Annotated in this window: 28 protein-coding genes and 1 pseudogene; 26 read left to right on the top strand and 3 right to left on the bottom strand. The window is 59.8% G+C overall.

Annotation, left to right across the window (positions count from 1 at the left end; all coding sequences use genetic code 11):
* Positions 1-42: 42 nt before the first annotated feature.
* Positions 43-303: pseudogene (locus tag LB453_RS12505) on the bottom strand (TonB-dependent receptor plug domain-containing protein); the annotation flags it as partial.
* Positions 304-510: 207 nt separating this feature from the next.
* Between LB453_RS12505 and LB453_RS12500 the strand changes: the two are divergent.
* Both LB453_RS12500 and LB453_RS12495 read left to right on the top strand, forming a co-directional pair.
* Positions 511-1,374 carry an NAD(P)-dependent oxidoreductase gene (locus LB453_RS12500; RefSeq protein WP_103795745.1) on the top strand — a complete coding sequence of 288 codons (864 nt, stop codon included), beginning with the start codon at positions 511-513 and terminating at the stop codon, positions 1,372-1,374.
* Between the two features lie 2 nt (positions 1,375-1,376).
* Positions 1,377-2,159: an AraC family transcriptional regulator gene (locus LB453_RS12495; protein ID WP_103795746.1), complete on the top strand. Its 783-nt coding sequence runs from the start codon at positions 1,377-1,379 to the stop codon at positions 2,157-2,159.
* Here the strand turns inward: LB453_RS12495 and leuA are convergent.
* Entirely contained in the window at positions 2,080-3,792 is a 1,713-nt protein-coding gene (gene leuA, locus LB453_RS12490) for a 2-isopropylmalate synthase (RefSeq protein ID WP_224481423.1), read from the bottom strand. The two genes, LB453_RS12495 and leuA, sit on opposite strands and share 80 nt — an antisense overlap.
* A gap of 184 nt (positions 3,793-3,976) precedes the next feature.
* Here leuA and LB453_RS12485 point away from each other — a divergent pair, with 184 nt between their 5' ends.
* The 18 genes from LB453_RS12485 to LB453_RS12400 all read left to right on the top strand — a co-directional run bounded on the left by LB453_RS12485 (position 3,977) and on the right by LB453_RS12400 (position 18,871).
* The gene (locus LB453_RS12485; RefSeq protein ID WP_103795748.1) at positions 3,977-4,909 is read left to right on the top strand and encodes an ABC transporter substrate-binding protein; all 933 of its coding nucleotides are present in this window, start codon (positions 3,977-3,979) and stop codon (positions 4,907-4,909) included.
* 130 nt (positions 4,910-5,039) lie between these two features.
* A complete protein-coding gene (locus tag LB453_RS12480; RefSeq protein ID WP_103795749.1) occupies positions 5,040-5,243 on the top strand; it encodes a hypothetical protein in 204 nt (67 codons plus the stop codon).
* 375 nt (positions 5,244-5,618) lie between these two features.
* Positions 5,619-6,638, top strand: a complete 1,020-nt coding sequence (locus tag LB453_RS12475) for a dipeptidase (protein WP_103795750.1) — start codon at positions 5,619-5,621, stop codon at positions 6,636-6,638.
* Positions 6,639-6,786: 148 nt separating this feature from the next.
* The gene (gene pqqA, locus LB453_RS12470; protein ID WP_010617686.1) at positions 6,787-6,858 is read left to right on the top strand and encodes a pyrroloquinoline quinone precursor peptide PqqA; all 72 of its coding nucleotides are present in this window, start codon (positions 6,787-6,789) and stop codon (positions 6,856-6,858) included.
* A gap of 53 nt (positions 6,859-6,911) precedes the next feature.
* Positions 6,912-7,829: a pyrroloquinoline quinone biosynthesis protein PqqB gene (gene pqqB, locus LB453_RS12465; RefSeq protein WP_103795751.1), complete on the top strand. Its 918-nt coding sequence runs from the start codon at positions 6,912-6,914 to the stop codon at positions 7,827-7,829.
* A gap of 3 nt (positions 7,830-7,832) precedes the next feature.
* Positions 7,833-8,588: a pyrroloquinoline-quinone synthase PqqC gene (pqqC, locus tag LB453_RS12460; RefSeq protein ID WP_103795752.1), complete on the top strand. Its 756-nt coding sequence runs from the start codon at positions 7,833-7,835 to the stop codon at positions 8,586-8,588.
* A 4-nt stretch (positions 8,589-8,592) separates the two neighbouring features.
* Complete coding sequence (gene pqqD, locus LB453_RS12455) at positions 8,593-8,871, top strand: pyrroloquinoline quinone biosynthesis peptide chaperone PqqD (RefSeq protein ID WP_103795753.1); 279 nt, start codon at positions 8,593-8,595, stop codon at positions 8,869-8,871.
* The gene (pqqE, locus tag LB453_RS12450) at positions 8,858-10,000 is read left to right on the top strand and encodes a pyrroloquinoline quinone biosynthesis protein PqqE (RefSeq protein WP_103795754.1); all 1,143 of its coding nucleotides are present in this window, start codon (positions 8,858-8,860) and stop codon (positions 9,998-10,000) included. The genes pqqD and pqqE overlap by 14 nt, the downstream gene beginning before the upstream one ends.
* Before the next feature lie 2 nt (positions 10,001-10,002).
* Positions 10,003-12,285: a pyrroloquinoline quinone biosynthesis protein PqqF gene (gene pqqF, locus LB453_RS12445; RefSeq protein ID WP_103795755.1), complete on the top strand. Its 2,283-nt coding sequence runs from the start codon at positions 10,003-10,005 to the stop codon at positions 12,283-12,285.
* Between the two features lie 131 nt (positions 12,286-12,416).
* Positions 12,417-13,001, top strand: a complete 585-nt coding sequence (locus LB453_RS12440; RefSeq protein ID WP_103795756.1) for a YceI family protein — start codon at positions 12,417-12,419, stop codon at positions 12,999-13,001.
* Between the two features lie 475 nt (positions 13,002-13,476).
* Positions 13,477-14,457 (top strand): 6-phosphofructokinase, encoded by a 981-nt coding sequence (locus LB453_RS12435; RefSeq protein ID WP_103795757.1) that lies wholly within the window; start codon positions 13,477-13,479, stop codon positions 14,455-14,457.
* 10 nt (positions 14,458-14,467) lie between these two features.
* Positions 14,468-14,782, top strand: a complete 315-nt coding sequence (locus LB453_RS12430; protein WP_103795758.1) for a PTS sugar transporter subunit IIB — start codon at positions 14,468-14,470, stop codon at positions 14,780-14,782.
* Positions 14,775-16,142, top strand: a complete 1,368-nt coding sequence (locus LB453_RS12425) for a PTS sugar transporter subunit IIC (protein WP_103795759.1) — start codon at positions 14,775-14,777, stop codon at positions 16,140-16,142. The genes LB453_RS12430 and LB453_RS12425 overlap by 8 nt, the downstream gene beginning before the upstream one ends.
* The gene (locus LB453_RS12420) at positions 16,129-16,971 is read left to right on the top strand and encodes a ketose-bisphosphate aldolase (RefSeq protein ID WP_103795760.1); all 843 of its coding nucleotides are present in this window, start codon (positions 16,129-16,131) and stop codon (positions 16,969-16,971) included. The genes LB453_RS12425 and LB453_RS12420 overlap by 14 nt, the downstream gene beginning before the upstream one ends.
* Before the next feature lie 54 nt (positions 16,972-17,025).
* Positions 17,026-17,295 (top strand): hypothetical protein, encoded by a 270-nt coding sequence (locus LB453_RS12415; RefSeq protein ID WP_103795761.1) that lies wholly within the window; start codon positions 17,026-17,028, stop codon positions 17,293-17,295.
* A gap of 9 nt (positions 17,296-17,304) precedes the next feature.
* The gene (locus tag LB453_RS12410) at positions 17,305-17,742 is read left to right on the top strand and encodes a PTS sugar transporter subunit IIA (RefSeq protein WP_103795762.1); all 438 of its coding nucleotides are present in this window, start codon (positions 17,305-17,307) and stop codon (positions 17,740-17,742) included.
* Positions 17,739-18,335, top strand: a complete 597-nt coding sequence (locus LB453_RS12405) for an AAA family ATPase (RefSeq protein WP_103795763.1) — start codon at positions 17,739-17,741, stop codon at positions 18,333-18,335. The genes LB453_RS12410 and LB453_RS12405 overlap by 4 nt, the downstream gene beginning before the upstream one ends.
* Before the next feature lie 107 nt (positions 18,336-18,442).
* Entirely contained in the window at positions 18,443-18,871 is a 429-nt protein-coding gene (locus LB453_RS12400; protein WP_103795764.1) for a thiol-disulfide oxidoreductase DCC family protein, read from the top strand.
* 2 nt (positions 18,872-18,873) lie between these two features.
* On the opposite strand, the gene LB453_RS12395 is transcribed toward LB453_RS12400, so the two are convergent.
* A complete protein-coding gene (locus LB453_RS12395) occupies positions 18,874-19,203 on the bottom strand; it encodes a cupin domain-containing protein (protein ID WP_103795765.1) in 330 nt (109 codons plus the stop codon).
* A gap of 147 nt (positions 19,204-19,350) precedes the next feature.
* On the opposite strand from LB453_RS12395, the gene LB453_RS12390 reads away from it, so the two are divergent.
* From LB453_RS12390 to LB453_RS12365, 6 genes are all read left to right on the top strand, one after another.
* Positions 19,351-19,989, top strand: a complete 639-nt coding sequence (locus tag LB453_RS12390; protein ID WP_103795766.1) for an RpiB/LacA/LacB family sugar-phosphate isomerase — start codon at positions 19,351-19,353, stop codon at positions 19,987-19,989.
* 175 nt (positions 19,990-20,164) lie between these two features.
* Entirely contained in the window at positions 20,165-20,992 is an 828-nt protein-coding gene (locus tag LB453_RS12385; protein ID WP_103795767.1) for an MBL fold metallo-hydrolase, read from the top strand.
* A 97-nt stretch (positions 20,993-21,089) separates the two neighbouring features.
* Positions 21,090-22,205, top strand: a complete 1,116-nt coding sequence (locus LB453_RS12380; RefSeq protein WP_103795768.1) for an ABC transporter substrate-binding protein — start codon at positions 21,090-21,092, stop codon at positions 22,203-22,205.
* A 127-nt stretch (positions 22,206-22,332) separates the two neighbouring features.
* Positions 22,333-22,740: a DUF2231 domain-containing protein gene (locus LB453_RS12375; protein ID WP_103795769.1), complete on the top strand. Its 408-nt coding sequence runs from the start codon at positions 22,333-22,335 to the stop codon at positions 22,738-22,740.
* 12 nt (positions 22,741-22,752) lie between these two features.
* Positions 22,753-24,045, top strand: coding sequence for a PQQ-dependent sugar dehydrogenase (locus LB453_RS12370; RefSeq protein WP_103795770.1), 1,293 nt, complete (start codon positions 22,753-22,755; stop codon positions 24,043-24,045).
* Positions 24,046-24,703: 658 nt separating this feature from the next.
* The gene (locus LB453_RS12365; protein WP_103795771.1) at positions 24,704-25,333 is read left to right on the top strand and encodes a DapH/DapD/GlmU-related protein; all 630 of its coding nucleotides are present in this window, start codon (positions 24,704-24,706) and stop codon (positions 25,331-25,333) included.
* The last annotated feature ends 5 nt before the right edge of the window (positions 25,334-25,338 follow it).

The raw sequence follows: 25,338 nt of genomic DNA, 5'->3' as shown, positions 1-25,338 counted from the left end.
TGCCTGCAGCCAAAGAAAGGCATAACTTTGCCGTCTCTATTCATAACTCTGTCGGTTCTGGATCTGCAGGCCGGGCACGCTGCCGAGATTTTCCGACAGATTGACGCGCGGGGCCGCCTGCCGCATATCCTCGCCGGTCACCACGCTGACCGCAGCGGGCGTATCGAGTTCAGAGAGGCCGGTTTGCGCCGGCGCGGCGCTGACGACCATGGTCGCGCTGCCGGTATCGTTCGCCGCCAGCAGCGGCAGCGGCAGCATGGCAGGCAGCAGCAGGCTGGCCTGACGCAGTGATGCAATTTTCATAAATGAAAGACCGTCATAAAGAGATGAAATGAACCAGATGGCACATTGTGCGCGTATGTTACGGGTTTTTACGATTATTTGAAAAGCGTAAATAATAAGGTCGATTTATGCGAAATTCAGCGTCGAAAAATGTTTTCCCGGCTGGATTTTTAGTGACTTTCCCTTCAGTGTTAAATGCTTAGTTCACGGATAACCAGAGGAATGCGTATGAGTCAACAACCGGCCGTCGCCGTATTGGGTTTAGGTGCCATGGGGCACGCTTTTGCCGCCAACCTGCTGAAAAAGGGCTTCACCGTCTATGGCTGGAACCGCACGCGGGCGCGCGGCGAAGATCTGGTCGCCTCCGGCCTGACGCTGTGTGACAGCCCGGCAGAGGCAGTGCAGGCCGCTGACGTGGTCATCGCCATGCTCTCCGACGGCGACACCACGGAAAAGACGCTTCATCAGGTGAAAGAGGCGCTGAAGCAGGGCGCGACCCTGGCGCAGATGGGCACTATCGGCGTTGAGAAAACCGACGCCCTGATCGCCTGGTTTGCATCAGCGCGCCCGGACGTGCTGTTTATCGACGCGCCGGTTTCCGGCACCAAAGCGCCAGCGGAAAATGCGCAGATCCTGGTGATGGCCAGCGGCGACCAGACGCGCGCTCAGGCGGCAGAAAAGGTCTTCGCCGCGATTGGCAAAGGCACCCAGTGGCTGGGCGAGGCGGGCAAATCGTCGCGCATGAAGCTGGTCGTTAACAGCTGGCTGATCGGCCTGATGCAGAGCCTGGCGGAGAGCACGCGCCTGGCGGAGGAGTTTGGCTTTACCACCGACGATCTCTGGAAGGTGCTGGAGGGCGGTCCGCTGGCGGCGCCCTACGCCAAAGGGAAGCTCGCGATGATCGCCAGTGAAGATTTTACCCCGCAGATGAGCCTGGTATGGGCGCTGAAAGATGCGAAGCTGGCGTTAGAGGCGAAGGGCGACGCGAAGCTGCCCGCGCTGGAGCAGATCGCTGAACTCTGGCAGCAGGCGGTAGACGCCGGCTACGGCGAGAAAGATCTGGCGTCGATTCATCACTATCTGAAGGGGTAACGATGTCGGCGCGGCTGACTTTTGATTTTGCCACCCGGCCGCTGGTGCCTTATGCGCATGATTACGCGCACGGTGACAGCGAACCCTGGCACCATCATAGCTGCGCGCAGCTGATCCACACCCTGAGCGGCGTCGTGCGCGTCGATACCGCGCAGGGCAGCTGGATCGTGCCGCCGAGCCGCGGCGTCTGGCTGCCTGCCTTTACCCGCCATGCGCTGCAGATAACCGGTAAGGTCGCCGCGCGCACGCTGTTCGTCGATCCGCTGGCGCGCGCCGATCTGCCCGCTGGCTGTCAGGTTGTGCAGATTTCGCCGCTGCTGCGCGAACTGATTGTGAGTTCGCTGCAGCTTCCGGAAAATTATCTGCCCGGCAGCCGCAGCGAGCGCATCTATGAATTGATTCTGGATGAGCTGCGCTGCATGGACGTGCTGCCGTTTAATCTGCCGGAGCCGCAGAGTGTGCGTCTGCAAAAGCTCTGCCGCGCTATTCAGCAGTCGCCGGGCGACTGCTGGACGCTGGAGGGCGCGGCGCGGCAGCTAAACCTTTCGGGTCGCACCTTAGCGCGCCATTTTTTATGCGAGACCGGCCTGCATTTTAGCGACTGGGTACGGCGCGCGCGGCTTGCTATCGCCCTGACGCGGCTGGCGCAGGGCGAGCCGGTGCTGAGCGTGGCGCTCGATCTCGGCTATGAAAGCCCGAGCGCTTTTAGCGCGATGTTTCGTCGTCTGCTGGGCGTTGCCCCGGCAGCCTGGTTTGCGGCGGAAGAAAAGCCGCCGCTGCGTTAAACAGCGCCTGGAGCGAGGCGCGGGCGATATCGCTGTCGATGCTCACGCCCCAGGTGCGCTTGCCCTGAGCGTCCAGGCAGCAGAGATAGGCGACCGATCGGCTATCGCTGCGTTTGCCCAGGGTATGCTCATGATAATCCTCAATGGTCAGGCTTAGCCCCAGCGCATGCTGCAGCGCGTCAATCGCCGCTGACAGCAGTCCGTTGCCGCGGCCGCGCAGGCGGCGTGTGCCGACGCTCAGAGAGAGGCTGACCTCCAGCTGCGTGAGATCGCCATCGCTGTGGCTTTCTGCGTTCATCAGCTTCAGCCTGGGCTCTTCTACGCCGTAGTGCAGACAAAAACGCTGCCAGACAGCGCGCTGCGTCATCTCTTTGCCGTCTCGGTCCGTTTCATGCTGAATATGCAGGCTGAAATCCTGCATCAGCGCGCGCGGCAGCCTCAGCCCGTGATTCTGCTCCAGCAGCCAGGCGGCGCCGCTTTTACCCGACTGGCTGTTGACGCGGATAACCGCCTCGTAGCTACAGCCAATATCGGCGGGATCGAGCGGCAGATAGGGCATCTGCCAGATCTTTTCCTGCTGCTGCTGGCGGATGGCAAAGCCTTTGCGAATCGCATCCTGATGCGAGCCGGAAAAGGCGGTAAACACCAGCTCGCCGGCATAGGGATGGCGAGGGTGTACCGGCAGCTGATTGCAGCGGGTCACCACCTCGATCACCCTGTTGATATCGCTGAAATCGAGTTGTGGCGCAACGCCCTGGCTGTAGAGATTAAGGGCCAGCGTGACAATATCGACGTTGCCGGTGCGCTCGCCGTTGCCAAACAGACAGCCTTCAACGCGATCGGCGCCTGCCAGCAGCGCCAGTTCCGCGCAGGCGGTACCGGTGCCGCGATCGTTATGCGGATGCACGCTGATGCAGACGGCATCGCGACGGCTGAAATGACGGCAAAAATATTCGATCTGATCGGCATAAACGTTGGGCGTGTTGACCTCAACGGTGGCGGGCAAATTGATAATCATCGGGCGCGCGGCGCAGGGCCGCCAGATATCCGCCACCGCCTCACAGATTGCCAGCGCAAACTCCGGCTCGGTAAAGCAGAAGGTTTCAGGCGAATATTCAAAGGTCCAGTGCGTTTCCGGACGCGCCTCGCAGCCGTCACGGATCTGACGCGCGGCTGCGCAGGCCAGCGCAACGATCTCCGCCTTGCTCTGGTTGAACACCCGTTCACGAAACAGCGGTGCCGTGGCGGTGTAGAGATGCAGGATCGCGCGCGGCGCATCCTGCAACGCCTCAAAGGTGCGGCTAATCAGCGCCTCGCGCGCCTGCGTCAGCACCTGAATGGTGACATCGCCGGGAATGCGCTGCTGTTCGATTAGCTGGCGCCAAAACTGAAAATCTGTCTGCGAGGCGGCGGGAAAGGCAACCTCAATCTCCTTAAAGCCGCAGGCCAGCAGCAGGTCCCAGAACGCCAGCTTGCGTTCCGCGTCCATCGGTTCGGCCAGCGCCTGATTGCCGTCACGTAAATCGGTGGAAAGCCAGCGCGGTGCGACGGTCAGCTGGCGGCTGGGCCACTGGCGATCGGGCAGGGCGATAACGGGAAAAGCACGGTATTTCTCGGCGGGTTGCGTCAACATAAAGCCTCCTGATTAAGTCCGTTCAGTCTGCCGCGGCGCACGCGCTTGCGGCGCGCGCAAAAGTGACAACTGATGGCGCAAAGGCGACAGCGTTATGCGCCTCGCGGCTATCCTCATGCGGAATCGGCATCGGCGTTTTTCAACGCCCGGTTTACTCTGGGTTTTTGCGCCAGGAGAAAACCCGATGAAATATCCCGCTTTTTATATTGTGCTTGCGCTGGTCAGCGTCCCCTCCGCGCAGGCCGTCACGCTGCGCATCGCCGATCAGAAAGGCAATATGCGCGCCGAGATGACGGCGGCGCATCAGCTCGACAATCTGAGCTACCGCATCGAGTGGGCGGAGTTTCCCGCCGCCGCGCCGCTGGCGGAGGCGCTCAATGCGGGCGCGGTGGATGCGGGCATTATCGGCGACGCACCGCTGCTCTTTTCGCTGGCCGCCGGTTCGCAGGTAAAAGCGGTGGCGGTCAGTAAATCGGTGCCTGCGGGACTGGCGGTGCTGGTGCGGCCCGATTCGCCCATCAAAACCGCCGCCGATTTGAAAGGTAAAAGCATCGCTACCGGACGCGGCTCAATCGGCCATTTTCAGGCGCTAAAAACCCTTGAGCAGGCGGGTCTGAGCGATAAAGATGTCAGCTGGCGCTTTTTACAGCCTGCAGATGCGCGTATTGCCCTCTCCAGCGGCGCGGTAGACGCCTGGGCAACCTGGGATCCCTATACCGCGCTGGCGGAAGTGACCCGGAGCGGCCGCGTGCTGGTCAACGGCGTCGGGCTCTCGACCGGCAACAGCTTTCTGGCCGCCACCGACGCCGCCATCAGCGATCGCGAAAAACGCGCCGCACTGCAGGATTACGTCAACCGGCTGGCGGCGGCGGATCGCTGGGCCAACAGTCACGTTGGCGACTACGCGCAGACGCTGGCGAAGATTATCGGTTTCCCGGCCGCCGCGGCAGAAAAGTCCTTTTCGCGCCGCCAGTCGCACTGGCAGAGTATCGACGACAATACGGTGCGCCAGCAGCAGGAGACCGCCGACTTTTATCAGAAATATGGCCTGATCCAGAAAACCCTGGATGTGCAGCCCACCTTTTATCGCGGACTAAAGGTGGCGCAGGGCAGTTAATGCCGCGTGCGGTTGCGCGCAAAAACAGAACGGCGCAGAAAACTGAACAAGGAATGTTCGCTGCGCCTGCCGTTTACTCACCTGAGCGCCCCATACACAGATGACCGCAGCGGAAAGGCGAGAAGCAGAGATGAACAGGCTGAAAACCCTGATGGGCAAATGGTTCGCCGAGCCGGATAAGTTTATGCGCGGCTTAACTAATGAAGTTTTGCATTACACCAGTCAGAACAAGCTGATCCTCGACGTTAACGGCAACGCCCGGCTGAATATGGATAAGCCGGAGGCAGGCAGAGCGATGCACGCCCGTATGGAAGAGCTGGCGCAAAAAGGTTAAGAAGGCGCCATGGGGCCGCTGGTCATCATGGTCGTGCTATACGCAAACCCCGCATCTGGCGCTTATCCCCTATATCAGCGGCTACCGCGACAAAGAGACGCTGCGCTTCTGCGAGCAGCACCGCTACTATGAACTCTACCTTGCGCAGAACATCACCCCGATTCCGAACCGCTCAACCTGCAGCATTTTCGTCATCCGATCCCGATGGCGGAAGTCGAGGCAGTTTCGCTGTTTGACGTCGCCACCTATAAGATTTTTGACCAGTTCTCGGTTAAGCCGCAGTCAGAGTGACCATTCGTGCCCTCTGATTTGGCGTTTATCCCGCAGCCGCGTAACATAGCGCGATGTTGAGTTCTTTAAGCGCTTATTTCTCCGATGTTAACTTTTGATGGGCATAACGATCTGCTGCTCAGGCTGTGGCTGCACCACCGCGACGCGCCAGTCGACGCCTTCTTTAACGGCATTGAACACGGCCATCTCGATTTTCCGCGCATGCAGCAGGGCGGCCTTTTCGGCGGCCTGTTCGCTATCTTCGTACCGCCGCAGGCTTATATCGCCCAGACGGCGCCGCACCTGGCCGACGCGCCCTGGCAGCCGCTGGAGATTATGTGGCAGCAGCTGGCTATTCTTACGCAGATCGCTGAGCAGTCGCAGGGCCGGGCGCGCCTGTGCCGCAGCGCCGCCGAGATTGCCCTCTGCCGTGACGCAGGCGTGCTGGCGCTGGTGGCCCATATCGAAGGCGCAGATGCGCTGGATGAAGAGGGCGAACAGCTGCAGGCGTTTTACGATGCGGGCGTGCGCAGCATCGGCCCGTTCTGGAACCTGCCTAACCGCTTCGGCGTCGGCGTGACCGGCGGCTTTCCCGGCTCGCCGGACAGCGGGCCGGGACTGACCGACGCTGGCAAAGCGCTGATCAAACAGGCCAACGCGCTTAATATGCTGATCGACGTATCGCATATGAACGAAAAAGCGTTCTGGGATACCGCCGCGCTCTCTCGCTCGCCGCTGGTGGCGACCCACTCTAATGCCCATGCGCTTTGCGCCCAGCCGCGCAACCTTACCGATGCGCAGCTCGCCGCTATACGCGACAGCGGCGGCATGGTCGGCATTAACTTCGGCAATGCGTTTCTGCGCGCCGACGGCAAGCGCGACAGCGACACCCCGCTAGGCGATATCGTCAGGCACTATGAAAGACTCATAATGATCATGGGCAGCGATCGTGTGGGATTTGGCTCCGATTTTGACGGCATCTCCGTGCCAGAGGCGCTAAAAGATGTGGCGGGACTGCCGCGCCTGTTCGCGGCATTGCGCGATGCGGGCTATGATCAGGATCGGCTGGAGAAGCTCGCCTCGGATAACTGGCTGCGCGTGCTGGGGCAGATCTGGCAGGGCTGATTCATTTTCTTAACATTTGCCGGTTGATCTCGCTGCGCCGTTAGCGCACCATCAGCCGGCTTAAAATTGCGTGCATAATCACTGGATTGTTTACGTAATGATACCTGACAGGTATCGCTTTGTTCATTCACCTTAGAGGAAGACTATTATGTGGAAAAAACCTGAATTTGTTGATTTACGTCTCGGTCTGGAAGTTACGCTGTACATCTCCAACCGTTAATCTCCATGCCCGCCTGCTGTGCGGGCATTTTGTTTCAACGCCGGGTTTCTCCTATGTTCATCAAAGTTCTTGGATCCGCCGCTGGCGGCGGTTTTCCTCAGTGGAACTGCAACTGCGCCAACTGTCAGGGCGTGCGCGACGGTACGATTCAGGCCAGCGCGCGTACACAGTCCTCGATTATTCTCAGCGACGACGGCGAAAACTGGGTGTTATGCAACGCCTCGCCGGACATCAGCCAGCAGATCGCCCATACGCCAGAACTGATAAAAAAGGGCGTGCTGCGCGGCACCGCCATCGGCGCCATTATTCTTACCGACAGCCAGATCGATCACACCACCGGCCTGCTCAGCCTGCGCGAAGGCTGCCCGCATCAGGTGTGGTGCACGCCGGAAGTGCACGCCGATCTTACCAGCGGCTTTCCCATTTTCACCATGCTGAAGCACTGGAACGGCGGGCTGCAGCATCGCCCCATTGCGCCGCTGGAGCCGTTCAGCGTCGACGTCTGCCCGAACCTGCGCTTTACCGCGATTCCGATCCTCAGCAACGCGCCGCCTTACTCGCCATACCGCGATCGTCCGCTGCCGGGACATAACGTGGCGCTGTTTATTGAAAACCTCGCCAGCAAACAGACGCTGCTCTATGCGCCGGGCCTCGGCGAGCCGGACGCGGTGATTATGCCCTGGCTGCAGAAGGCGGACTGCCTGCTGATTGACGGCACCGTCTGGAAAGATGACGAGCTGCAGGCCACCGGCGTCGGCACCAATACCGGCAAAGCGATGGGGCATCTGGCGCTCTCTGAAGAGCAGGGGCTGATGGCGCTGCTCGCCTCGCTGCCGGCAAAACGCAAGATTTTGATCCACATTAACAACACCAATCCGATCCTCAACGAGCAGTCGCCGCAGCGTCAGTTTCTGACGCAGCAGGGCATTGAAGTGAGCTGGGACGGCATGGCGATTCATCTCCAGGAGTGAGTGATGCAAATCACCGAGACGCTGACGCCGCAGGCGTTCGAACAGGCGTTGCGCGATAAGGGCGCCTATTACCATATTCATCATCCGTACCATATCGCGATGCATAACGGCAACGCGACGCGTGAGCAGATCCAGGGCTGGGTGGCGAACCGCTTCTACTACCAGACCAGCATCCCGCTGAAAGACGCGGCGATTATGGCGAACTGCCCGGATCCCGCTACGCGCCGCAAGTGGGTGCAGCGCATCCTCGACCATGACGGCAGCGACGGCCGCGACGGCGGCATCGAAGCCTGGCTTCAACTCGGGGAAGCGGTGGGTCTGACGCGCGACGCGCTGCTGTCGGAGCAGCATGTGCTGCCGGGCGTGCGCTTCGCGGTTGACGCCTATGTTAACTTTGCGCGCCGCGCCAACTGGCAGGAAGCAGCCTGCAGCTCGCTGACGGAGCTGTTCGCGCCGCAGATCCACCAGTCGCGCCTCGACAGCTGGCCGCAGCACTATCCCTGGATCAAGGAAGAGGGCTACTTCTATTTCCGTAGCCGCCTGAGCCAGGCGAACCGCGACGTTGAGCACGGCCTGGCGCTGGCGCTAGAGTTTTGCGATACGGTTGAGAAGCAGAACCGGATGCTGGAGATCCTGCAGTTCAAGCTCGACATTCTCTGGACCATGCTGGACGCCATGACCATGGCCTATGAACTGAAGCGTCCGCCTTACCATACGGTCACCGACAAGGCGGCCTGGCACACGACGAGACTGGTATAACGCTATGAATGACAACTTAATTCCCGCGTTCCGCCGCGGCTATCGCATGCAGTGGGAAGCCGCGCAGGATAGTCACGTGGTGCTCTATCCAGAAGGCATGGCGAAGCTGAACGAAACCGCCGCCGCGATCCTTGAACAGGTGAACGGCAAAGAGAGCGTTAGCGCCATTATCGCCGCCCTCGACGCGCGCTTCCCGGAAGCGGGCGGCGTCGGCGAAGACGTTAAAGAGTTTCTGCGCGCGGCCTGTGAACAAAAGTGGATAATGTTTCGTGACCCAGAATAAACCCGCCGTCAATCCGCCGCTCTGGCTGCTGGCGGAGCTGACCTATCGCTGCCCGCTGCAGTGTCCTTACTGCTCCAACCCGCTCGATTTTGCGCAGCAGGAGAAAGAGCTGACCACCGAGCAGTGGATTGAGGTGTTTCGCCAGGCGCGCGCCATGGGCAGCGTGCAGCTCGGTTTTTCCGGCGGTGAACCCCTGACGCGTAAAGATCTGCCGGAGCTTATCCGCGCCGCGCGCGATCTCGGCTTCTACACCAACCTGATCACCTCGGGTATCGGCCTGACCGAGAAAAAGCTCGACGCCTTCGCCGAGGCGGGCCTGGACCATATCCAGATCAGCTTCCAGGCGAGTGACGAAACGCTGAACGCCGCGCTGGCGGGCTCGAAAAAAGCCTTTCAGCAGAAGCTGGAGATGGCGCGCGCGGTGAAGAAGCACGGCTATCCGATGGTGCTCAACTTTGTGTTACACCGTCACAATATTGATCAGATCGACAAGATTATCGACCTCTGCATCGAGCTGGAAGCGGACGACGTCGAGCTGGCCACCTGCCAGTTCTACGGCTGGGCGCAGCTTAACCGGCAGGGGCTGCTGCCGACGCGCGAGCAGATCGCGCAGGCGGAAGCGGTTGTCAGCCGCTATCGCGAACAAATGGGCGCCAGCGGTAATCTCACCAACCTGCTGTTTGTGACGCCGGACTACTATGAAGAGCGCCCCAAACCCTGTATGGGCGGCTGGGGATCGATTTTCCTCAGCGTTACGCCGGAAGGCACCGCGCTGCCGTGCCACAGCGCGCGTCAGCTGCCGGTGCAGTTCCCGTCGGTGCTGGAGCAGTCGCTGGAAGATATCTGGTATCGCTCTTTCGGCTTTAACCGCTATCGCGGCTTCGACTGGATGCCGGAACCCTGCCGCTCGTGCGATGAGAAAGAGAAGGACTTCGGCGGCTGCCGCTGCCAGGCCTTTATGCTGACCGGTAACGCAGACAATACGGATCCGGTGTGCAGCAAGTCGCCGCACCACGATGTGATCCTCGAAGCGCGACGCGAAGCGGCCTGCAGCGACGTGAAAATCGGCCAGCTGCAGTTCCGCAACCGCACCAATTCGCAGCTTATCTACAAAACCCGGACCTTTTAATCATGGTGGAGACGCGTCAGCTGCGGCTGCAGAACGGCCTGCACGTCACGCTGATCCATCAGCCGGACGCGCAGCAGGCCGCCGCGCTGGCGCAGGTGGCGGCGGGCAGCCATGACGAACCTGACGCCTGGCCGGGGCTGGCGCATCTGCTGGAGCACCTGCTGTTCAGCGACAGCGCCAGCTATCAGGGCAGCAGCAGGCTGATGCCCTGGGTACAGGCAGCAGGCGGGCGGCTGAACGCCACCACGCTGCCGCGCAGCAGCGCCTGGTTTTTTGAGGTCGACGCCGGACTGCTGGCCGAGGGCGTGGCGCGCCTGGCGGATATGCTGGCCGCGCCGCAGTTTACGCCCGAGGCGATCGGGCAGGAAGCGGCGGTAATTGACGCCGAATACCGGCTTATCCAGCAGCATACGCCCTCGCGCCGCGAGGCGGCGCTCTTTACCCGCGTCGTCGCGCCCGCCACGTTTCAGCGTTTTCATATCGGCAGTCAGCAGGCGTTTGCGGATAGCGGGGCGCTGAAACAGGCGCTGCATCAGTTCCACCAGCGTTTCTTTCACCCCGGCCAGATGCAGCTGTGGCTGCAAGGGCCGCAGTCGCTGGAGGCGCTGCATCAGCTGGCGCTGCGTTTCGCCGCGCGGTTGCCCCAGGCGGGGGAGCTGAGCGGGCCAGCTGACGCGCTGCGTTTCGGCGCCGATGGGGATATCGCCCTGCAGACGCCAGGGCCGGGCCAGCTCTGGATCACCACCATTCTGCGCGGCGAGCCCGATCGCATTCGTGACAACGTCACTTTATTACGGGAGTTTTTGCAGGATGAGGCGCCGGGCGGTGCGATGGCGGGCCTGCGCAAGCGGGGCTGGGCAGAGCAGCTTGAGGCCCGATGGCTCAGTCTGGACAAGCAGCAGGGCTGGCTGGCGCTGCAGATTGACACCGCGCAGCCCGATGCGGTGTGCGCCTGGTACGATCATGCACTGCAGGCGCTAGCAAACACCTCATCCCGGCAGCAGCGCCACTATCTTCGCCTGGCGCAGCAGCGGTTCGCGGCGCTGACGCCGCTCGATCAGCTGCGCGAACGGGCGTTTGGTTTTTCTCCTCCTGCGCACGCGGAAGGTTTTCCGGCGCTGCTGCAGCTGCTGCGCGCCGCGCCGCAGGCGCGGCTGTGGAGTGATGCAGGGGTGCAGGGAGAGCTGACAGAGAGCCAGGGCTTCCGGCTTCATCTGCAGCCCTGGCGTGCGATGGCCTGTTACGAGGCGCAGCCCGTTATCCGGTTCCATCCGCAAAGCGCGCACGCCGCCGCACTGACGCCGCCTGCCGGGCGTGCGCCGCTGCTGCATCTTGCCGCTGGCGATGCGCCCGCCACCTTGCTACTGCGCCCCGATTTCTTTACGTCGCTTCGCCCGGCAACCGCTACCGCGCTGGATCGCCGTCTGCGCCCGCTTTTTGCGCTGCTGCGCCACCAGGGCGGCGTGGCCAACTGGCGGGAAAGTCAGGGCAGCTGGCAGCTGGAGCTACAGATCCCTCGCGGCGGGGAAAGCTGGCTGGCGTCGCTGCCCGATGCCTTACGCCTGGAGAGGAGCGGTGACGCCGCCGATCCGGCTGACGACGTGGCGATCCGCGAGCTGTTGCGCCAGCTGCCGCAGGCCGTCAGCGCGGCAGTGGAGACCGGCAGCTGGCGCGCCGCGCTCTATGGCGGGTCAGCAGAGCAGTATGACGCAATAGCGCGGTGGCTGGCGCCGGTGGTGACCGCGAGCGGCAAGGCGAATGCGCCAGACGCGCAGGGTAAACGGCTGATCGTCGATCATCCCGGCCCCGACAGCGCGCTGCTGCTGTTTCTGCCCTGTCCATCCGGGGTCTCGCTGGCAGCGCTGCGCGCCCTGGCGCTGATAATGGAGCCGCGCTTTTTCCAGCGCATGCGCGTCGAGCAGCAGATCGGCTATGTCGTCAGCTGCCGCTATCATCGCTGCGTCGATCGCGACGGCATTCTGTTTGCGCTTCAGTCGCCGGATATCGCGCCTGACGCGCTGCTGGCGCAGTGCCACCATTTCCTGCAGCAGCTTCAGACCGCGCAGGCGGGTGAAGAGCTGGAAAGATGCCGGGCGCGCCTGACCGCGCAGCTGGCACCGCCGCAGTCGGCGGCGCTGGCCTTGCAGCAGGCGCTGCGCAGCGCCTGCCTGTCAGACGATCTCAGCGAGGCGGCGGTGGCCGCGCTGACGCCAGCCGCGCTGCAACAGGCGCAGGCGGCGCTGCTGGACGCCTGGCCGCGCGCCGTCATACTGCAAACCCGTTAACTGCCATTGCAATAGTCACACGAGGATATTGCTGAATTTATTTGAAAATTAAGGCCAAAACTCTTCACTATAATTGCAGGGAAGTTTCGGCGACACTCATCTGGATTCAGTTGGATTAAAAGGAACCTAACGTGAAAAATATCAAACGTCTTGCACTGCCGCTGCTGGCTGCCACCGCTCTCTATGTCCCGTTCTCTCAGGCGGCTGCTCAGCAGTACGAGCTTGATCCGGCTCATACCTCCGTGACCGTGACCTGGACCCATTTCGGCTTCTCCCATCCGACCGCGGATATTCCAGACACTAAAGGGACGCTGGTGTTTGACAGCGAAAATCCTGCTGCGTCGCGCGTTAACGTTACGCTGCCTGTCAGCCAGATCGACAGCCACGTTCCGGCGCTGACCAAAGAGTTTAAAGGCGCAGAGTACTTCGACACCGCCAAATACCCGAACGCAACTTTCCACAGCACCAAAGTGGTAGCGAAGGGCGACAACAAGTTTGATGTTGAAGGTAACCTGACGCTGAAAGGCATCACTAAACCTGTCACGCTGCACGCCACGCTGAACAAGCAGGGTGAACACCCGATGGTGAAGAAGCAGGCGATCGGCTTTGATGCCACCGGTACTATTAAGCGCTCTGACTTCAAACTGGATAAATATGTTCCAGCCGTTGGCGACGACGTGACGCTGACTATTTCTACCGAAGCCTACGCGAAATAATGCCCAGACTCTCTCCCGCCTGCGGGAGAGAGTTTTGTCTTATCCCTAAATCCTGCTTATCAATTCCGCTCTGTTTTTTTCTTTCGCCGACCTGAATTGCAGTTAAATTCTGACGGACTGGTGCCTGCCAGACTATCGCCGGAAAAATTAATCTTTGTCCTGAATCAGGTTATTAACCGATAAAAATGAGGCGAAAATCACAATTCCGCACTGTGGTTACCTGTGTTTCTGTCGGCAAAAATCACCCGCTAAATCTCCCCGTTTATTTTTCTTCAAGCAGATGAAATTACAAAGAAAAGCGCGCCGCAGACGGTTTTCTTTACTGTGATGAGCGTCGCAAAAAGTCCGCTTTAAATCGCTGTGTCAATCCTGTCCTCGCTGTTATCTCTGCGCATTCTGTGATGTCCGTTGCAAATTATCCACCTTTCTCCCGGAACAATGAGCCTCAGGCTGATGAAGCGGCGAGAGGTTTATTATGCGGATCGGAATGGTGATCAGCGGCGGTGACGTCGCGGGAATAAATAACTTTATCTTTCAGGTGGCGCGGCTGGCGCAGGCAGAGATGGTGTTATTTAACGGCGGCATCCCTGGCCTGCTTGAAAATCGCCATCAGGAGATAAGCTGGCGCGACTTAATTGACTATTCCGTGGCATCCATTCCGCTGATGCAGTCGGGCCGCACCGAAAAGAGATTAATTCGCAGCGAATATGAGCGTATTGCGCGTCAGCTAAAAAGCCTGCGGGTAGAGATATTAATTATGGCGGGTGGCGACGGCTCGCTGCAATTTCTCCATACCCTGAGCGAATTTGGCGTGAACTGTTTTGGCGTCGGCATGACCATCGATAACGACGTGTTCGGCAGCGATTACACCATCGGTTTCTCCACCGCCTGCGAGCAGGTGCTGAAAGAGGTGGCAAAGCTGCGCAATACCGGCCGCGCGCTCACCGGACGCGTGTTTATGGCAGAGCTGCTGGGCGGCTTTTGCGGCGAACTGACGTTACAGTCGGCGATCAAAAGCAACGCGGATTTTGCGCTGATCCCGGAGTGTCAGATCCCCGTCACGCTGCTGGCGGCGCGGATCCGCGCGCGGCTGGAGGTGCAGAACAGCGTGGTGATCCTCTGCTCAGAAGGCTACACGCGCGAATATTCACCCGGCTTCCAGGGGGCCATCGACACCCTGATCAAACAGCTGGAGCCCCTGATCGGCGTGCGCGTTCGCAAAACCATTATTGGTTATGGCCTGCGCAACGGCGATCCCACCTGCGAAGAGATCTATCAGGGGGCTATCATCGCGACCGAAGTGGTGCGTTGTATTCAGTCGGGAATGCGAAATAAAGCGGTCATTATCAACGGCAGCAATAAACCTATTCCGATTGATTTAATTAGCATGAAAAAACGTCTTGTCGATACCGAAGGACATTATTACAAACTCGCTAAACAACTCAATATAATCTGAGGAGATTGCCATGCTTAAAATTTTATGTGTCTGCGGCTGCGGGCTGGGCTCCAGCTTTGCCATCGAGATGAGCGCAAAAGCCGTATTAAAGAAGCTGGAAATTGACGCTGATATCGATCACACCACCATATCAGAAGCCAGTGCCTTTAAGTCCGATATTATTTTAACGCAGAAAGCCTTTGCTGATGTATTAAACGCCGACGCCAGCCCGGAAGAGATGAAGCGCGTTATTGTGCTGAACAGGCTGACCGATAAAGGCGAAATCGAAGAGAAAATAGTCGCCTTTCTCAAAGAGCGCAATCTGAAGGTCGCCAGTCATGAATAGCGTAATCAATTTCCTGGTCAAAGATCTGTTAGGGCAGGCGTCAATATTGATCGCCTTTATTGCCCTGATTGGTCTGCTGCTGCAACGTAAATCCGCCGGTAAAGTTATTGAAGGCACGTTTAAAACCCTGCTCGGCTTTTTAATCATGATGGCCGGCATCAATATTATTGTCGGCACCTTAACCTTTCTGAATACCATATTTACCCACGGCTTTGGTATGCAGGGCTATATTACCGACGTGGCGGCCATTGCCGGACTGGCCAGTCGCGAGCTGGGATCGGAGGTGGCATTAACGCTGCTGGTGATCTTTATCGTCAATATTATTATTGCCCGCCTTACGCCGTTTAAATATATCTTCCTTACCGGGCAGGCGCTGCTGTGGATGGCCACCATCGGGGCCGTTATCGGCTACAAGGCGGGGCTGACCGGTCTGCCGCTGATCCTGACCGGCGGCATCTTTGGCGGGATTATGGCGGTGGTGATGCCGGCGCTGGCGCAGCCGGTGGTGCGCCGCATTACCGACTCCGACGATATTGCGCTGGGTCACTTCTGCACCATCGGCTATCTGGTGCAGGCGGCGGTGGCGAAAGTGGTCGGTAAAGGCTCGCGCTCAACGGAAGATCTCAAGCTGCCGGATAACTTTAAATTCCTCCAGGACACCTATCTGGCGATGGGCATTGTGATGGTGCCGATGTACCTCATCCCGGCGCTGGCGGCAGGGCCCGCCTTTATCGCCCAGTACAGCAACGGCATGAACTACCTGATGTACGCCTTTATGCAGGCGATGCAGTTTGTGGCCGGGGTGTTTGTGCTTTACAGCGGCGTGCGGCTGCTGCTCAACGAGCTGGTACCGGCATTTCGCGGTATAGCGATGCGCATCGTGCCCGACGCCCGGCCCGCGCTCGATTGCCCGGTTCTGTTTCCCTATGCCCCCAACGCCGTTATCGTCGGCTTCCTCGCCACCACCCTCGGCTCGGTGATTGGCATGATCGTCTTTCCGATGTTTGGTCTGGCGATGATCCTGCCGGGCCTGCTCACTAACTTCTTTGCCGGCGGCGCGGCAGGGGTGTTTGGCAATGCCCTGGGCGGCCGTCGCGGCGCGATGATCGGCGGCGTGGTACACGGCCTGTTTATCACCTTTTTACCCGCCATTCTGGTGCCGATGCTGGAAAGCTACGGCTTCACCGGTGTGACCTTCAGCGACGCTGACGTTATCAGCACCGGCCTGGTATTAGGCCACGCCTTCCAGGGCAACTGGCTGTTTGTCGCGCTGTTTGTGCTCTTTATTACCCTGATCGCCTGGTTTGTTAACGGAAAATCCACTAAGCCCCGTGAGGAAAAAATCCATGAATCTGTATAACTTTACCGATCTGCTACAGGTGGCAAAACAGCGTGATTTTAAAGCGCTCGGCTCGTTTAACCTGCACTGTCTGGAGATGCTGCCCGCCTTTTTTAAGGCCGCAGAGCAAACCAACAGCCCGTTAATGATCCAGATCTCAACCGGCACCGCAAAATATTTAGGCCACCGGCTGCTGGTTGACGCCATCTGTTCGCTCTCCGCCAGTAAAAACGTGCCGACCTGCCTGCACCTCGATCACTGCTCCGACCTGGCGGCGATTCAGACCGCCATTGATGCCGGATTCAGCTCGGTGATGTATGACGGGTCGCACCTGCCGATTGAGGAGAACATCGCCAACACGCGCCGCGTTATCGATATGGCGCGCCCGCATAAGGTGTCGGTAGAGGCGGAGCTGGGGGCGATAGGCGGCTCGGAGGATGGCAAAGAGGTGGCGATGGAGGAGACGGCGTTTACCACCGTAGAGGATGCGCAGCGCTTTGTGCATGAGACCGGCGTCGATATGCTGGCGATCTCCATTGGCACCGTGCACGGCCTCTATACCGGCAAAGCGCATATTCAGCATCAGCGGCTGGCGGAGATTACCCGGGCGACCGGTACGCCGCTGGTGTTGCACGGCGGCACCGGCGTCAGCGATGAGGATATGCGGCTGGCGGTGCGTAGCGGCATCGAAAAGGTCAACGTCGGCACCGAGATGAACGTGCAGTGGGTCGCGCGCTGCAAGCAGACCTTTGAAAAAGGCAGGGTCAACGACAGCGTCCGCAATTTCCTTGTGCCGGCAAATGACGCCGTGACCGATGTGCTGGTCGAAAAAATTCAGCTGTTCCGTTAATTCCTTTTCCACTCACGACGTTATTGCCCGGCGCGACAGGGGGCAGGAGGGGCTATGTTTGGATTTATGAAGAAGGCGACGCCAGATAACAGGCTGGATGAGGCAGAAAGCGAGCGTCTGGCGGCCAGCCTCAGCGCGGAAATCGCGGCGCTGGAGCAGCGGCTGGCGAGTAATGAGCGCGACGGCGAGGCGCAAAAACAGCTCATGGTGGCCTATAACCGGGCGCTGAGCTTGTTTGCCAGAAGCCGCCTTCACCGGGATGAAATGGATGCGCTGTTCGTTAAAATGGATGCGCTGCGTAATATTATGCGCAAGTCGATCTGAGGAGACCTGATGAGTATTAAACAGGTATTACAGGAGGCTAACGCCATTCAGATTGGCGTCAGGGTCAGCGACTGGCGACAGGCGATTGCGCTGGCGGCGCAGCCGCTGGTGCGCGGCGGCTATATCGACGCCTCTTATCCCGAGGCGGTGATCGCCAATACTCTGACGCACGGTGCCTATTATGTCTTTGAGGAGGGGATCGCCATTCCCCATGCGCGGCCAGAGAGTGGCGTGGTCAAAGACTGCTTTAGTTTGCTGCTGCTGGAGGAGCCCGTCTCCTTCGAGGGCAGCGATAAAGCGGACATTGTGATTATGTTCGGCGCACGCGACAGCAACGCCCATATTGAAGAGGGCATTCGCGCCATCGTGGCGCTGCTGGACAATGACGAAACGCTGGCGCGTCTGCGCCGGGCCAACAGCGTGGCGGAGGTCATCGATATCCTATGACGCTGACAACGCAACACAGGCAGGTGGTGCTGATCAACGGCATTCCCGCCTCTGGCAAAAGCACGCTGACTCAGGCGCTCGCGGCGCGGCTCGCACTGCCGGTGCTGACGCTCGACAGCCTGAAAGAGCCCTTTATGGCGAGCTTCGCGCCGGTGGATCGGCAGCGCAACCGGCAGCTGGGCTGTGCGGCCTATCAGGCGATCTGGAACATCGTCGGCCAGGCGCCGGCAGGCTGCGTCTACCTGATTGACGCCTGGTTTGGCTTTCAGCCGAAGGCGGTGCTGGAGCAGGGGCTGGCGGCGGCGGGGGTGACCCGGGTGCTGGAGCTGTGGATGACGATCTCACCTGACGAGGCGGTGGCACGCTATCAGGCGCGACTCGCGAGGCGGATGCCGGGGCACCCCGGCGCGGAGTATCTGCCGGAGCTGCGACGGCTGGCGGAGCAGGCGGAACCCATGGGGGTTGGCCCGGTGCTGCGTATCGACGGCAGCGATAGCAGTATCAACGCCGCCGAACGCTGGCTCAGCGCGCAATTATTGCCGCCGCGCCTGCGTCCGTGGGAGGCGGATAAGCCGCTGTATCAGCAGCGTTAATCTTATACCGGCCGCAGGGCCGGTCTTTTTATCTCCGCCAGCCGCTTGACGTATGAGCAATTAATGACCGTACTTAATTATTCATACCGTCATTAAAGGAGTCTACTATGTCACAGCCACCCTTTCTGAATCCCGGCGAAAAGGTCGTGCTCTATGACGGCGTCTGCAAAATTTGTAATAGCTGGGTCAATCTCCTGCTGCGCCTGAAACTTCCTCAACGCATCCGCTTTGCGGCCGTTCAGAGCGAAGAGGGTAAGGCGCTGCTGCGCTTTGCCGGCCTGCCGGATGAAAATATTCGTACCATTGTGCTGATTGACGGTAACCGTCACTGGATCCGCGCCCAGGCGATTTTGCGCGTAATGCGGCTGCTCCCTTTTCCATGGGGATGGCTGTCGCTGCCGGCCTTGCTGATCCCCCCTTTTATTAGCGACTTTTTCTATAACCGCATTGCGTTAAATCGCTACCGGCTGTTTGGCCGCTACGAGGAGCAGCATCCGGTCACGCCCGATTTTCCGGGACGGTTTTTACATGCCTGAGTTCAGGCTGGCGACAGAAAGTCTTCACGCTGCGGGGTAAAGATATCCAGCAGCGTGCCCGCCTCAAGGCAGAGGCAGCCGTGCACCACGTTGGGCGCCTTATAGAGCGTATCCCCCGCGCCTACCTCCTGGGTGACGCCGTCAATAGTAAAGGCGAAACGTCCGCTGAGCACGCAGGTCAGCTGCTCGTGAGGATGATGATGCAGCGGGCCGACCGCGCCCTGTTCAAAGGTCACTTCTACCGCCATCATGGTGCCGCCGTGCGCCAGTATGCGCCGCGTCACCCCATTGCCTGCCTCTTCCTGCTGCGTCTGCGATCGATATATAAACACAGGACCTCCTCGCTTATAGCCGTTATGGCACGCCGTCGGCTGCCGTTTTTGTGACTCGCCTCACGCCGTGGCGCGTGATTACCTCATGCACTTTAGCCGCTTTTGATTAAAATGAAACGGTGTTTCATAAATACTTAAGGGCAGATCATGAAAATTGCATTAATGATGGAAAACAGCCAGGCCGCCAAAAACGCTATTGTGCGCAAGGAGCTGGAAGAGGTGGCGCAGCTGACTGACCATCAGGTGTTTAACGTTGGCATGAGCGACGAACAGGATCACCATCTGACCTATATTCACCTGGGGATCATGGCCAGCGTGCTGCTGAACAGCAAAGCGGTGGATTTTGTCGTGGCCGGCTGCGGCACCGGCCAGGGGGCACTGATCTCGCTTAACCTGCATCCGGGAGTGGTCTGCGGCTACTGCATCGATCCGGCGGATGCCTACCTGTTTGCGCAGATCAACAACGGTAATGCGCTGTCGCTGCCGTTTGCCAAAGGCTTCGGCTGGGGCGCAGAGCTGAACCTGCGCTTTATCTTTGAAAAAGCCTTTAGCGGCGAGCGAGGCATGGGCTACCCGCCAGAGCGTAAAGAGCCGCAGGTACGCAACGCCGGTATCCTTAACCAGGTGAAATCCGCCATGCTGAAAGAGAGCTATCTCGATACGCTGCGCGCGCTCGATCCTGAGCTGGTGCGCACCGCCCTCAGCGGGCCGCGTCTGCAGCACTGCCTGTTTGAGCAGGGGCAGGTACCGGAAATCGCCGAGTTTGTTCGTCAGATCACGCAGTAACCTGCATCCCGCGCGCGGCGATCGCCGCGCCTTTGTTTCTCTCTCGCCCGCACCGGTTTCTTCGATTGTGCCGCTCACGCTTGCAGATGCGGCAGGGCTGACCATTATTGTTTCATTAACCCGTTCATCATTAACCGGCTTTTTGGCCGCTATGGCGAAAGGCAAGGAGGAAACAATGCGCGTTCATCATCTCAACTGCGGCTGTATGTGTCCCTTCGGCGGCGCGCTCTATGACGGATTCAGCCGCTCGCCGCTGGCGCACCTCAGCTGCCACTGCCTGCTGCTGGAAACGGACGCCCACGGCCTGGTGCTGGTGGATACCGGCATCGGCCTGCAGGATATGGCGCATCCCGGCCACCGCCTGTCTGGCTTCTTCCGGCTGTTCAACAATATTCAGTTCGACCGCAGGCTGAGCGCCTGGCAGCAGATTGTCGATCTCGGCTTTAAGCCGGAAGATGTGCGTCATATTATCCTGACGCACCTCGACTTTGACCATGCGGGTGGCATCAGCGACTTTCCGCAGGCGCGGGTGCATCTGCTGCAGCGGGAGCTGGATACCGCGCCGCAGCGCCAGAGCTGGCTGCAGCGGCAGCGTTTCCGTCCCCAGCAGTGGGGCAACCAGAGCGGCTGGCGCGGCTACGCTGCCGGCGGCGAACGCTGGTTCGGCTTCGATGCGGTAAGGGCGCTTGACGATCTCAACGACGAGGTGCTGCTGGTGCCGCTGCCGGGCCACACGCTCGGCCATGCGGGGGTCGCGGTGCGGCAGGGCGACGGCTGGCTGCTGCACGGCGGCGACGCCTGGTTTTACCGCGAGGAGATGCGGCAGGCGGAGCGGCACTGCACGCCGGGCCTGCGCTTCTATCAGTGGATGATGTGCAGCGATCGCGACGCCTGGCGCACCAACCAGCAGCGGCTGCGCGCGCTCTCTCTGCAAACTGACGCCCGGGTGACGCTGTTTTGCAGCCATGACCGGCGCGAGCTGGGCCTGCTCGACAGCCGGTAAAAGATTTTTCTCCGCCTCTTTTCCTTTAACGCATTTTGCGTGATAGTAACGGCGCTTTACATAAATAATTATCATTATCATCTGTATGGGTTAATCAATGAAAAGATGGATGTTAGCGCTGGGGTTGTTCTGCATAGCGGGGACGGCTGCGGCCAAAACCATTACCGACGTGGCGGGCCGTCAGGTTGAGGTCGCCACCGAGTCGAAACGTATTATCCTGGGCGAGGGGCGGCAGATCTATCTGCTGGCGGCGTTCGACACCGACGCGCCCTTTCAGCGCGTGGTGGGGTGGCGTGACGACTTTCACAAAGCTGACTGGGACGGCTATCAGGCATATGAAAAGCGCTATCCGCAAATTAAGACGCTGCCGACCTTCGGCGGCGCTAAAGACGGCACCTTCAATATTGAGCAGGCGCTGACGCTTAAGCCCGATCTGGTGCTGATGAATCTGGAGTCGAAAGCGGCGACCGACGAAGGCAAACTGATTGAGAAGCTGCAGGCGGTTGGCATTCCGGTGGTGTTTATCGATTTCCGCGAAGCGCCGATGGTCAACGCGGAAAAAAGCATTCGCATTATGGGCGAGCTGCTGAATAAGCCGGCGCGCGCGCAGGCGATTATCGACTTCCGCCGCCAGCAGATTGAGCGCGTCACCGCGCGGCTGAAAGATTTTCACGGCCCGCGCCCGAAAGTGATGATCGACCGCGCAGGCGGCTATACCGACGAGTGCTGCATGTCGTTCGGCAATGAAAACTTCGGGCAGATGGTGGAGATCGCGGGCGGCAACAATATCGCGAAAGATCTTATTCCCGGCACCTTCGGCACCCTGAATCCGGAACAGATTATCGCCAGCCGTCCCGACGTGGTGGTGGTGACCGGCGCGAACTGGAAGAACTACAACACCGTCGGCAAATGGGTTGGGGTCGGACCGGGCGCCGACACGAAAGAGGCGGAAAAGCGCCTGCACATGCTGATGATGCGCGACGCCTTTAAAACCCTTCCGGTGGCGCACAACGGCCACGCGCACGCCATCTGGCATCAGTTCTACGACAGTCCTTATCAGTTTGTCGCCATCCAGGTGCTGGCGAAGTGGCTGCATCCCGATCTCTTTGCCGATCTCGATCCGGATGCCACCTTCCGCGAATTCCATGAGAAATTTTTACCCCTGCCTTACCAGCCCGGCTACTGGGTCACGCTGCCCGCTGACAAGGGCTGACGCGGTTTTGCGGCAGGGACGCCGCATCACATCCTGAATCTTTCCGTCACTTTTCTTCATGTTTACTAATATTTTACAGGCGCAGCGCGTTTTATGTGCTGTAACGCTCAATGATATGGAGATGAGAATGACCAGACACTCGGGACGATCGGCTTTTGCCGTGGCGCTTTACACGCTGTTGGAACCTGTGCCGCTCGGCTTTTTTGTGGCGGCATGGATCTTCGACATTATTTACCTTAACAGTTATGTCGTGGAGTGGACGCACGCCGCCAGCTGGCTAATCGCCATCGGGCTGGTTATCGCCATTATTCCGCGTCTTATCGCCCTGATTGATCTGTTCCGCGGCAGCAGCCGCGCGGAGAAGGTCCATTTCTGGCTGACGCTGCTGGCGGTTGTGCTGGCCATCGTCAACGCCTTCGTTCACAGCCGCGACGCCTACGCTGTCGTGCCGTCCGGCGTAACGCTGTCCACCTGTGTGGTGGTGCTGATGCTGATCGCCAATGTTCAACTCGCGCTGCGTCAGCGCATCGCTTAAGGAGAGGCACCGATGAAAAAGCAAACGCTTATCGCCGTGGCGCTGACCGCGCTGCTGGCTGGCTGCGACAGCGGCGCCCAGCTCGATCCGCAAAAGCAGATCGGACCGAACCCGGAACTGCCTGAAGCGAAAAACTTCTTTATGCCGCCGATGCAGGTGCCGGAAGGGGTGCCGTGGAAGCAGGGCGAGATGCCGAAGGTGGCGCAGGGGCTGAAAATTGAAAAAATCGCGGAAAACCTCAGGCATCCGCGTCAGGTGCTGACGCTGCCTAACGGCGATGTGCTGGTGGCGGAATCGAACGGCCCGGCCAAACCCACCACGCGACCCAAGCAGCTGATTATGGGCATTGTGCAGAAGGCGTCAGGAAAAGGCGGCGAGGGCGGCAACCGCATCACGCTGCTGCGCAACGTCAACGGTAAATGGGAGCAGCACACCTTTATCGACAACCTCTTTTCCCCCTTTGGTATGCAGCTGATCGGCAATACGCTCTATGTCGCCAACGCCGACAGCCTGGTGAAGTTCCCCTATCAGGAGGGGCAAACGGAGATCCGCACGCCGCCTCAGCGGGTGACCGATCTGCCGGGCGGGCCGATTAACCATCACTGGACCAAAGCGCTGGTCGCCAGCCCGGACGGCAGCAAGCTCTATGTTGGCATCGGCTCCAACAGCAATATCACCGAGAACGGCATCGGCGCGGAATATCATCGTGCGGCGGTGCTGGAAGTGGACGCCGCCAGCGGCGCGACGCGCGTTTACGCCAGCGGGCTGCGCAACCCGACCGGGCTGCAGTGGGAGCCGCAGAGCAACCGGCTGTGGGCCATCGTTAACGAGCGTGACGAGATCGGCTCCGATCTGGTGCCGGACTATATGACGTCGGTGCAGGAGAATGGATTCTACGGCTGGCCCTACAGCTATTTCGGTCAGCATGTGGATACGCGCGCCCAGCCGCAGCGTCCCGACCTGGTAGAGAAGGCGATTAAGCCAGACTATGCGCTCAGCTCGCACGTTGCGCCGCTGGGGCTGCTCTTCTACCAGGCGGACAATATGCCGCAGTATCGCGGCGGCGCCTTCGTCAGCGAACACGGCAGCTGGAACCGCACGCCGCTTAACGGCTATCAGGTGGTGTGGGTGAAATTTGAAAACGGTAAGCCGGTCGGATTGCCGCAGCCGGTGGTGACGGGCTTTCTGACCGACGATCAGAAGCAGGTGCGAGGCTTGCCGGTCGGTCTGGCTGCCGATAGTCAGGGCGGACTGCTGATTGCGGATGACGCCGGCAACACGGTGTGGCGCGTCAGCGCGAAGTAGCTTTTTGCGGGCATAAAAAAAGGATTTGGCGTCACGGCCAAATCCTTTCTTTTTTTGTTCGCTTAACGGCTGGTGACCGCGCCGCGAACGAGGTGCTCAGCACTCTCCACACCTGCGATTCTAAATAGCGCGGAGAAATATTTCAAGTTTCGCCAAAATACTGTATGGTTATACAGGTGTTGAGCGCGTAGCTGAGCCGACTTGCTGACTGGCCGCTCCCAGGGGCACGGTTTTGAAAATCCCGGCAGGCATCAGGTGGTGCTGGCCTGTGGCTTTAGCAACGAGTGCCGCTCAGCGCTCTCCACAAGATGTGCTTAGGCGCCCGGCGGGTAGAGTCAAAGCCTCGGTAGCCGAACAGCGCGCTCCTGTTAAAGGAGAAGGAAAGTGATGGAGCTGATTAGATTGATCCTGGATCTTATCCGGATCATCTTGCAGATCATCGTTGCCCTTTTGCAACTGACCGGCCAGGATCACTAGCCGGAACTTGAATAAAGGCGGAGCTGACCACTCCGCCTTTTTCGTCGCCTTGTCCCGTCCTCGTCTTGCCCGGCCGCAACCTCGCTGTCTTCTGCCTGTCATCTTCGCCCGTTACCGTCAGCGCTGTTTCCGCCGCGCCGCGCGCGCCGCTTATCCAGACATCCGACCAGACGAGGCCACTATGTCTTTGCACGCTCTCTCTTCCGCCCGACTGCAGCAGACCTTTATCCACGACAGCGTACGCCTGCGCGACGCTACCGTCGGGCAGCAGTGCGAAATCCTGGCGCACAGCTGTCTCGAATACAGCACGCTGGGTGACTTCTCCTGTCTCGGCGAATACTGCAGCGTGGCGGACGCGCAGATTGGCCGCTTTACCGCTATCGCCAACCAGGTGCGCCTCGGCGCGCCAAACCATCCCATGGATCGCGCTTCACAGCATCGCTTTACCTACTGTCCTGAGTATTACGACGCCCGCGCGACGCGCGACAGCGGCTTTTTCGCCAGCCGCCGCGCCGCACGCGTCATTATCGGCAACGACGTCTGGATCGGTCACGGCGTGATTGTGCTACCGGGCGTCACGGTAGGTGACGGCGCGGTGCTGGCGGCCGGCGCGGTGGTGACCAAAGATGTCGCCCCCTACAGTATCGTGGGCGGCGTGCCGGCGAAACCGATCCGCATGCGCTTTACGCCCGCGATTGCGGCACGGCTGCAGCAGATCGCCTGGTGGGAGTGGCCGCTGGAAAAGCTGATGGCGAACCTGGCTGATTTCCAGTCGGGTGACATTGCGCGCTTCTGCGCACGCCACGGCTGAGGGCA

It is taken from the genome of Pantoea agglomerans (assembly GCF_020149765.1).
In the GTDB taxonomy this organism is placed as follows: Bacteria; Pseudomonadota; Gammaproteobacteria; order Enterobacterales; family Enterobacteriaceae; genus Pantoea; species Pantoea alvi.
Note: the sequence above shows the minus strand (reverse complement) of the source record. Positions and strands in the feature narration are given on the sequence as shown.

Coding starts and splice junctions, on each gene's coding strand:
- LB453_RS12500 (WP_103795745.1), top strand. CDS start 511: ATGAGTCAACAACCGGCCGTCGCCGTATTGGGTTTAGGTGCCATGGGG.
- LB453_RS12495 (WP_103795746.1), top strand. CDS start 1,377: ATGTCGGCGCGGCTGACTTTTGATTTTGCCACCCGGCCGCTGGTGCCT.
- leuA (WP_224481423.1), bottom strand. CDS start 3,792: ATGTTGACGCAACCCGCCGAGAAATACCGTGCTTTTCCCGTTATCGCC.
- LB453_RS12485 (WP_103795748.1), top strand. CDS start 3,977: ATGAAATATCCCGCTTTTTATATTGTGCTTGCGCTGGTCAGCGTCCCC.
- LB453_RS12480 (WP_103795749.1), top strand. CDS start 5,040: ATGAACAGGCTGAAAACCCTGATGGGCAAATGGTTCGCCGAGCCGGAT.
- LB453_RS12475 (WP_103795750.1), top strand. CDS start 5,619: ATGTTAACTTTTGATGGGCATAACGATCTGCTGCTCAGGCTGTGGCTG.
- pqqB (WP_103795751.1), top strand. CDS start 6,912: ATGTTCATCAAAGTTCTTGGATCCGCCGCTGGCGGCGGTTTTCCTCAG.
- pqqC (WP_103795752.1), top strand. CDS start 7,833: ATGCAAATCACCGAGACGCTGACGCCGCAGGCGTTCGAACAGGCGTTG.
- pqqD (WP_103795753.1), top strand. CDS start 8,593: ATGAATGACAACTTAATTCCCGCGTTCCGCCGCGGCTATCGCATGCAG.
- pqqF (WP_103795755.1), top strand. CDS start 10,003: ATGGTGGAGACGCGTCAGCTGCGGCTGCAGAACGGCCTGCACGTCACG.
- LB453_RS12435 (WP_103795757.1), top strand. CDS start 13,477: ATGCGGATCGGAATGGTGATCAGCGGCGGTGACGTCGCGGGAATAAAT.
- LB453_RS12430 (WP_103795758.1), top strand. CDS start 14,468: ATGCTTAAAATTTTATGTGTCTGCGGCTGCGGGCTGGGCTCCAGCTTT.
- LB453_RS12425 (WP_103795759.1), top strand. CDS start 14,775: ATGAATAGCGTAATCAATTTCCTGGTCAAAGATCTGTTAGGGCAGGCG.
- LB453_RS12420 (WP_103795760.1), top strand. CDS start 16,129: ATGAATCTGTATAACTTTACCGATCTGCTACAGGTGGCAAAACAGCGT.
- LB453_RS12415 (WP_103795761.1), top strand. CDS start 17,026: ATGTTTGGATTTATGAAGAAGGCGACGCCAGATAACAGGCTGGATGAG.
- LB453_RS12410 (WP_103795762.1), top strand. CDS start 17,305: ATGAGTATTAAACAGGTATTACAGGAGGCTAACGCCATTCAGATTGGC.
- LB453_RS12405 (WP_103795763.1), top strand. CDS start 17,739: ATGACGCTGACAACGCAACACAGGCAGGTGGTGCTGATCAACGGCATT.
- LB453_RS12400 (WP_103795764.1), top strand. CDS start 18,443: ATGTCACAGCCACCCTTTCTGAATCCCGGCGAAAAGGTCGTGCTCTAT.
- LB453_RS12390 (WP_103795766.1), top strand. CDS start 19,351: ATGAAAATTGCATTAATGATGGAAAACAGCCAGGCCGCCAAAAACGCT.
- LB453_RS12385 (WP_103795767.1), top strand. CDS start 20,165: ATGCGCGTTCATCATCTCAACTGCGGCTGTATGTGTCCCTTCGGCGGC.
- LB453_RS12380 (WP_103795768.1), top strand. CDS start 21,090: ATGAAAAGATGGATGTTAGCGCTGGGGTTGTTCTGCATAGCGGGGACG.
- LB453_RS12375 (WP_103795769.1), top strand. CDS start 22,333: ATGACCAGACACTCGGGACGATCGGCTTTTGCCGTGGCGCTTTACACG.
- LB453_RS12370 (WP_103795770.1), top strand. CDS start 22,753: ATGAAAAAGCAAACGCTTATCGCCGTGGCGCTGACCGCGCTGCTGGCT.
- LB453_RS12365 (WP_103795771.1), top strand. CDS start 24,704: ATGTCTTTGCACGCTCTCTCTTCCGCCCGACTGCAGCAGACCTTTATC.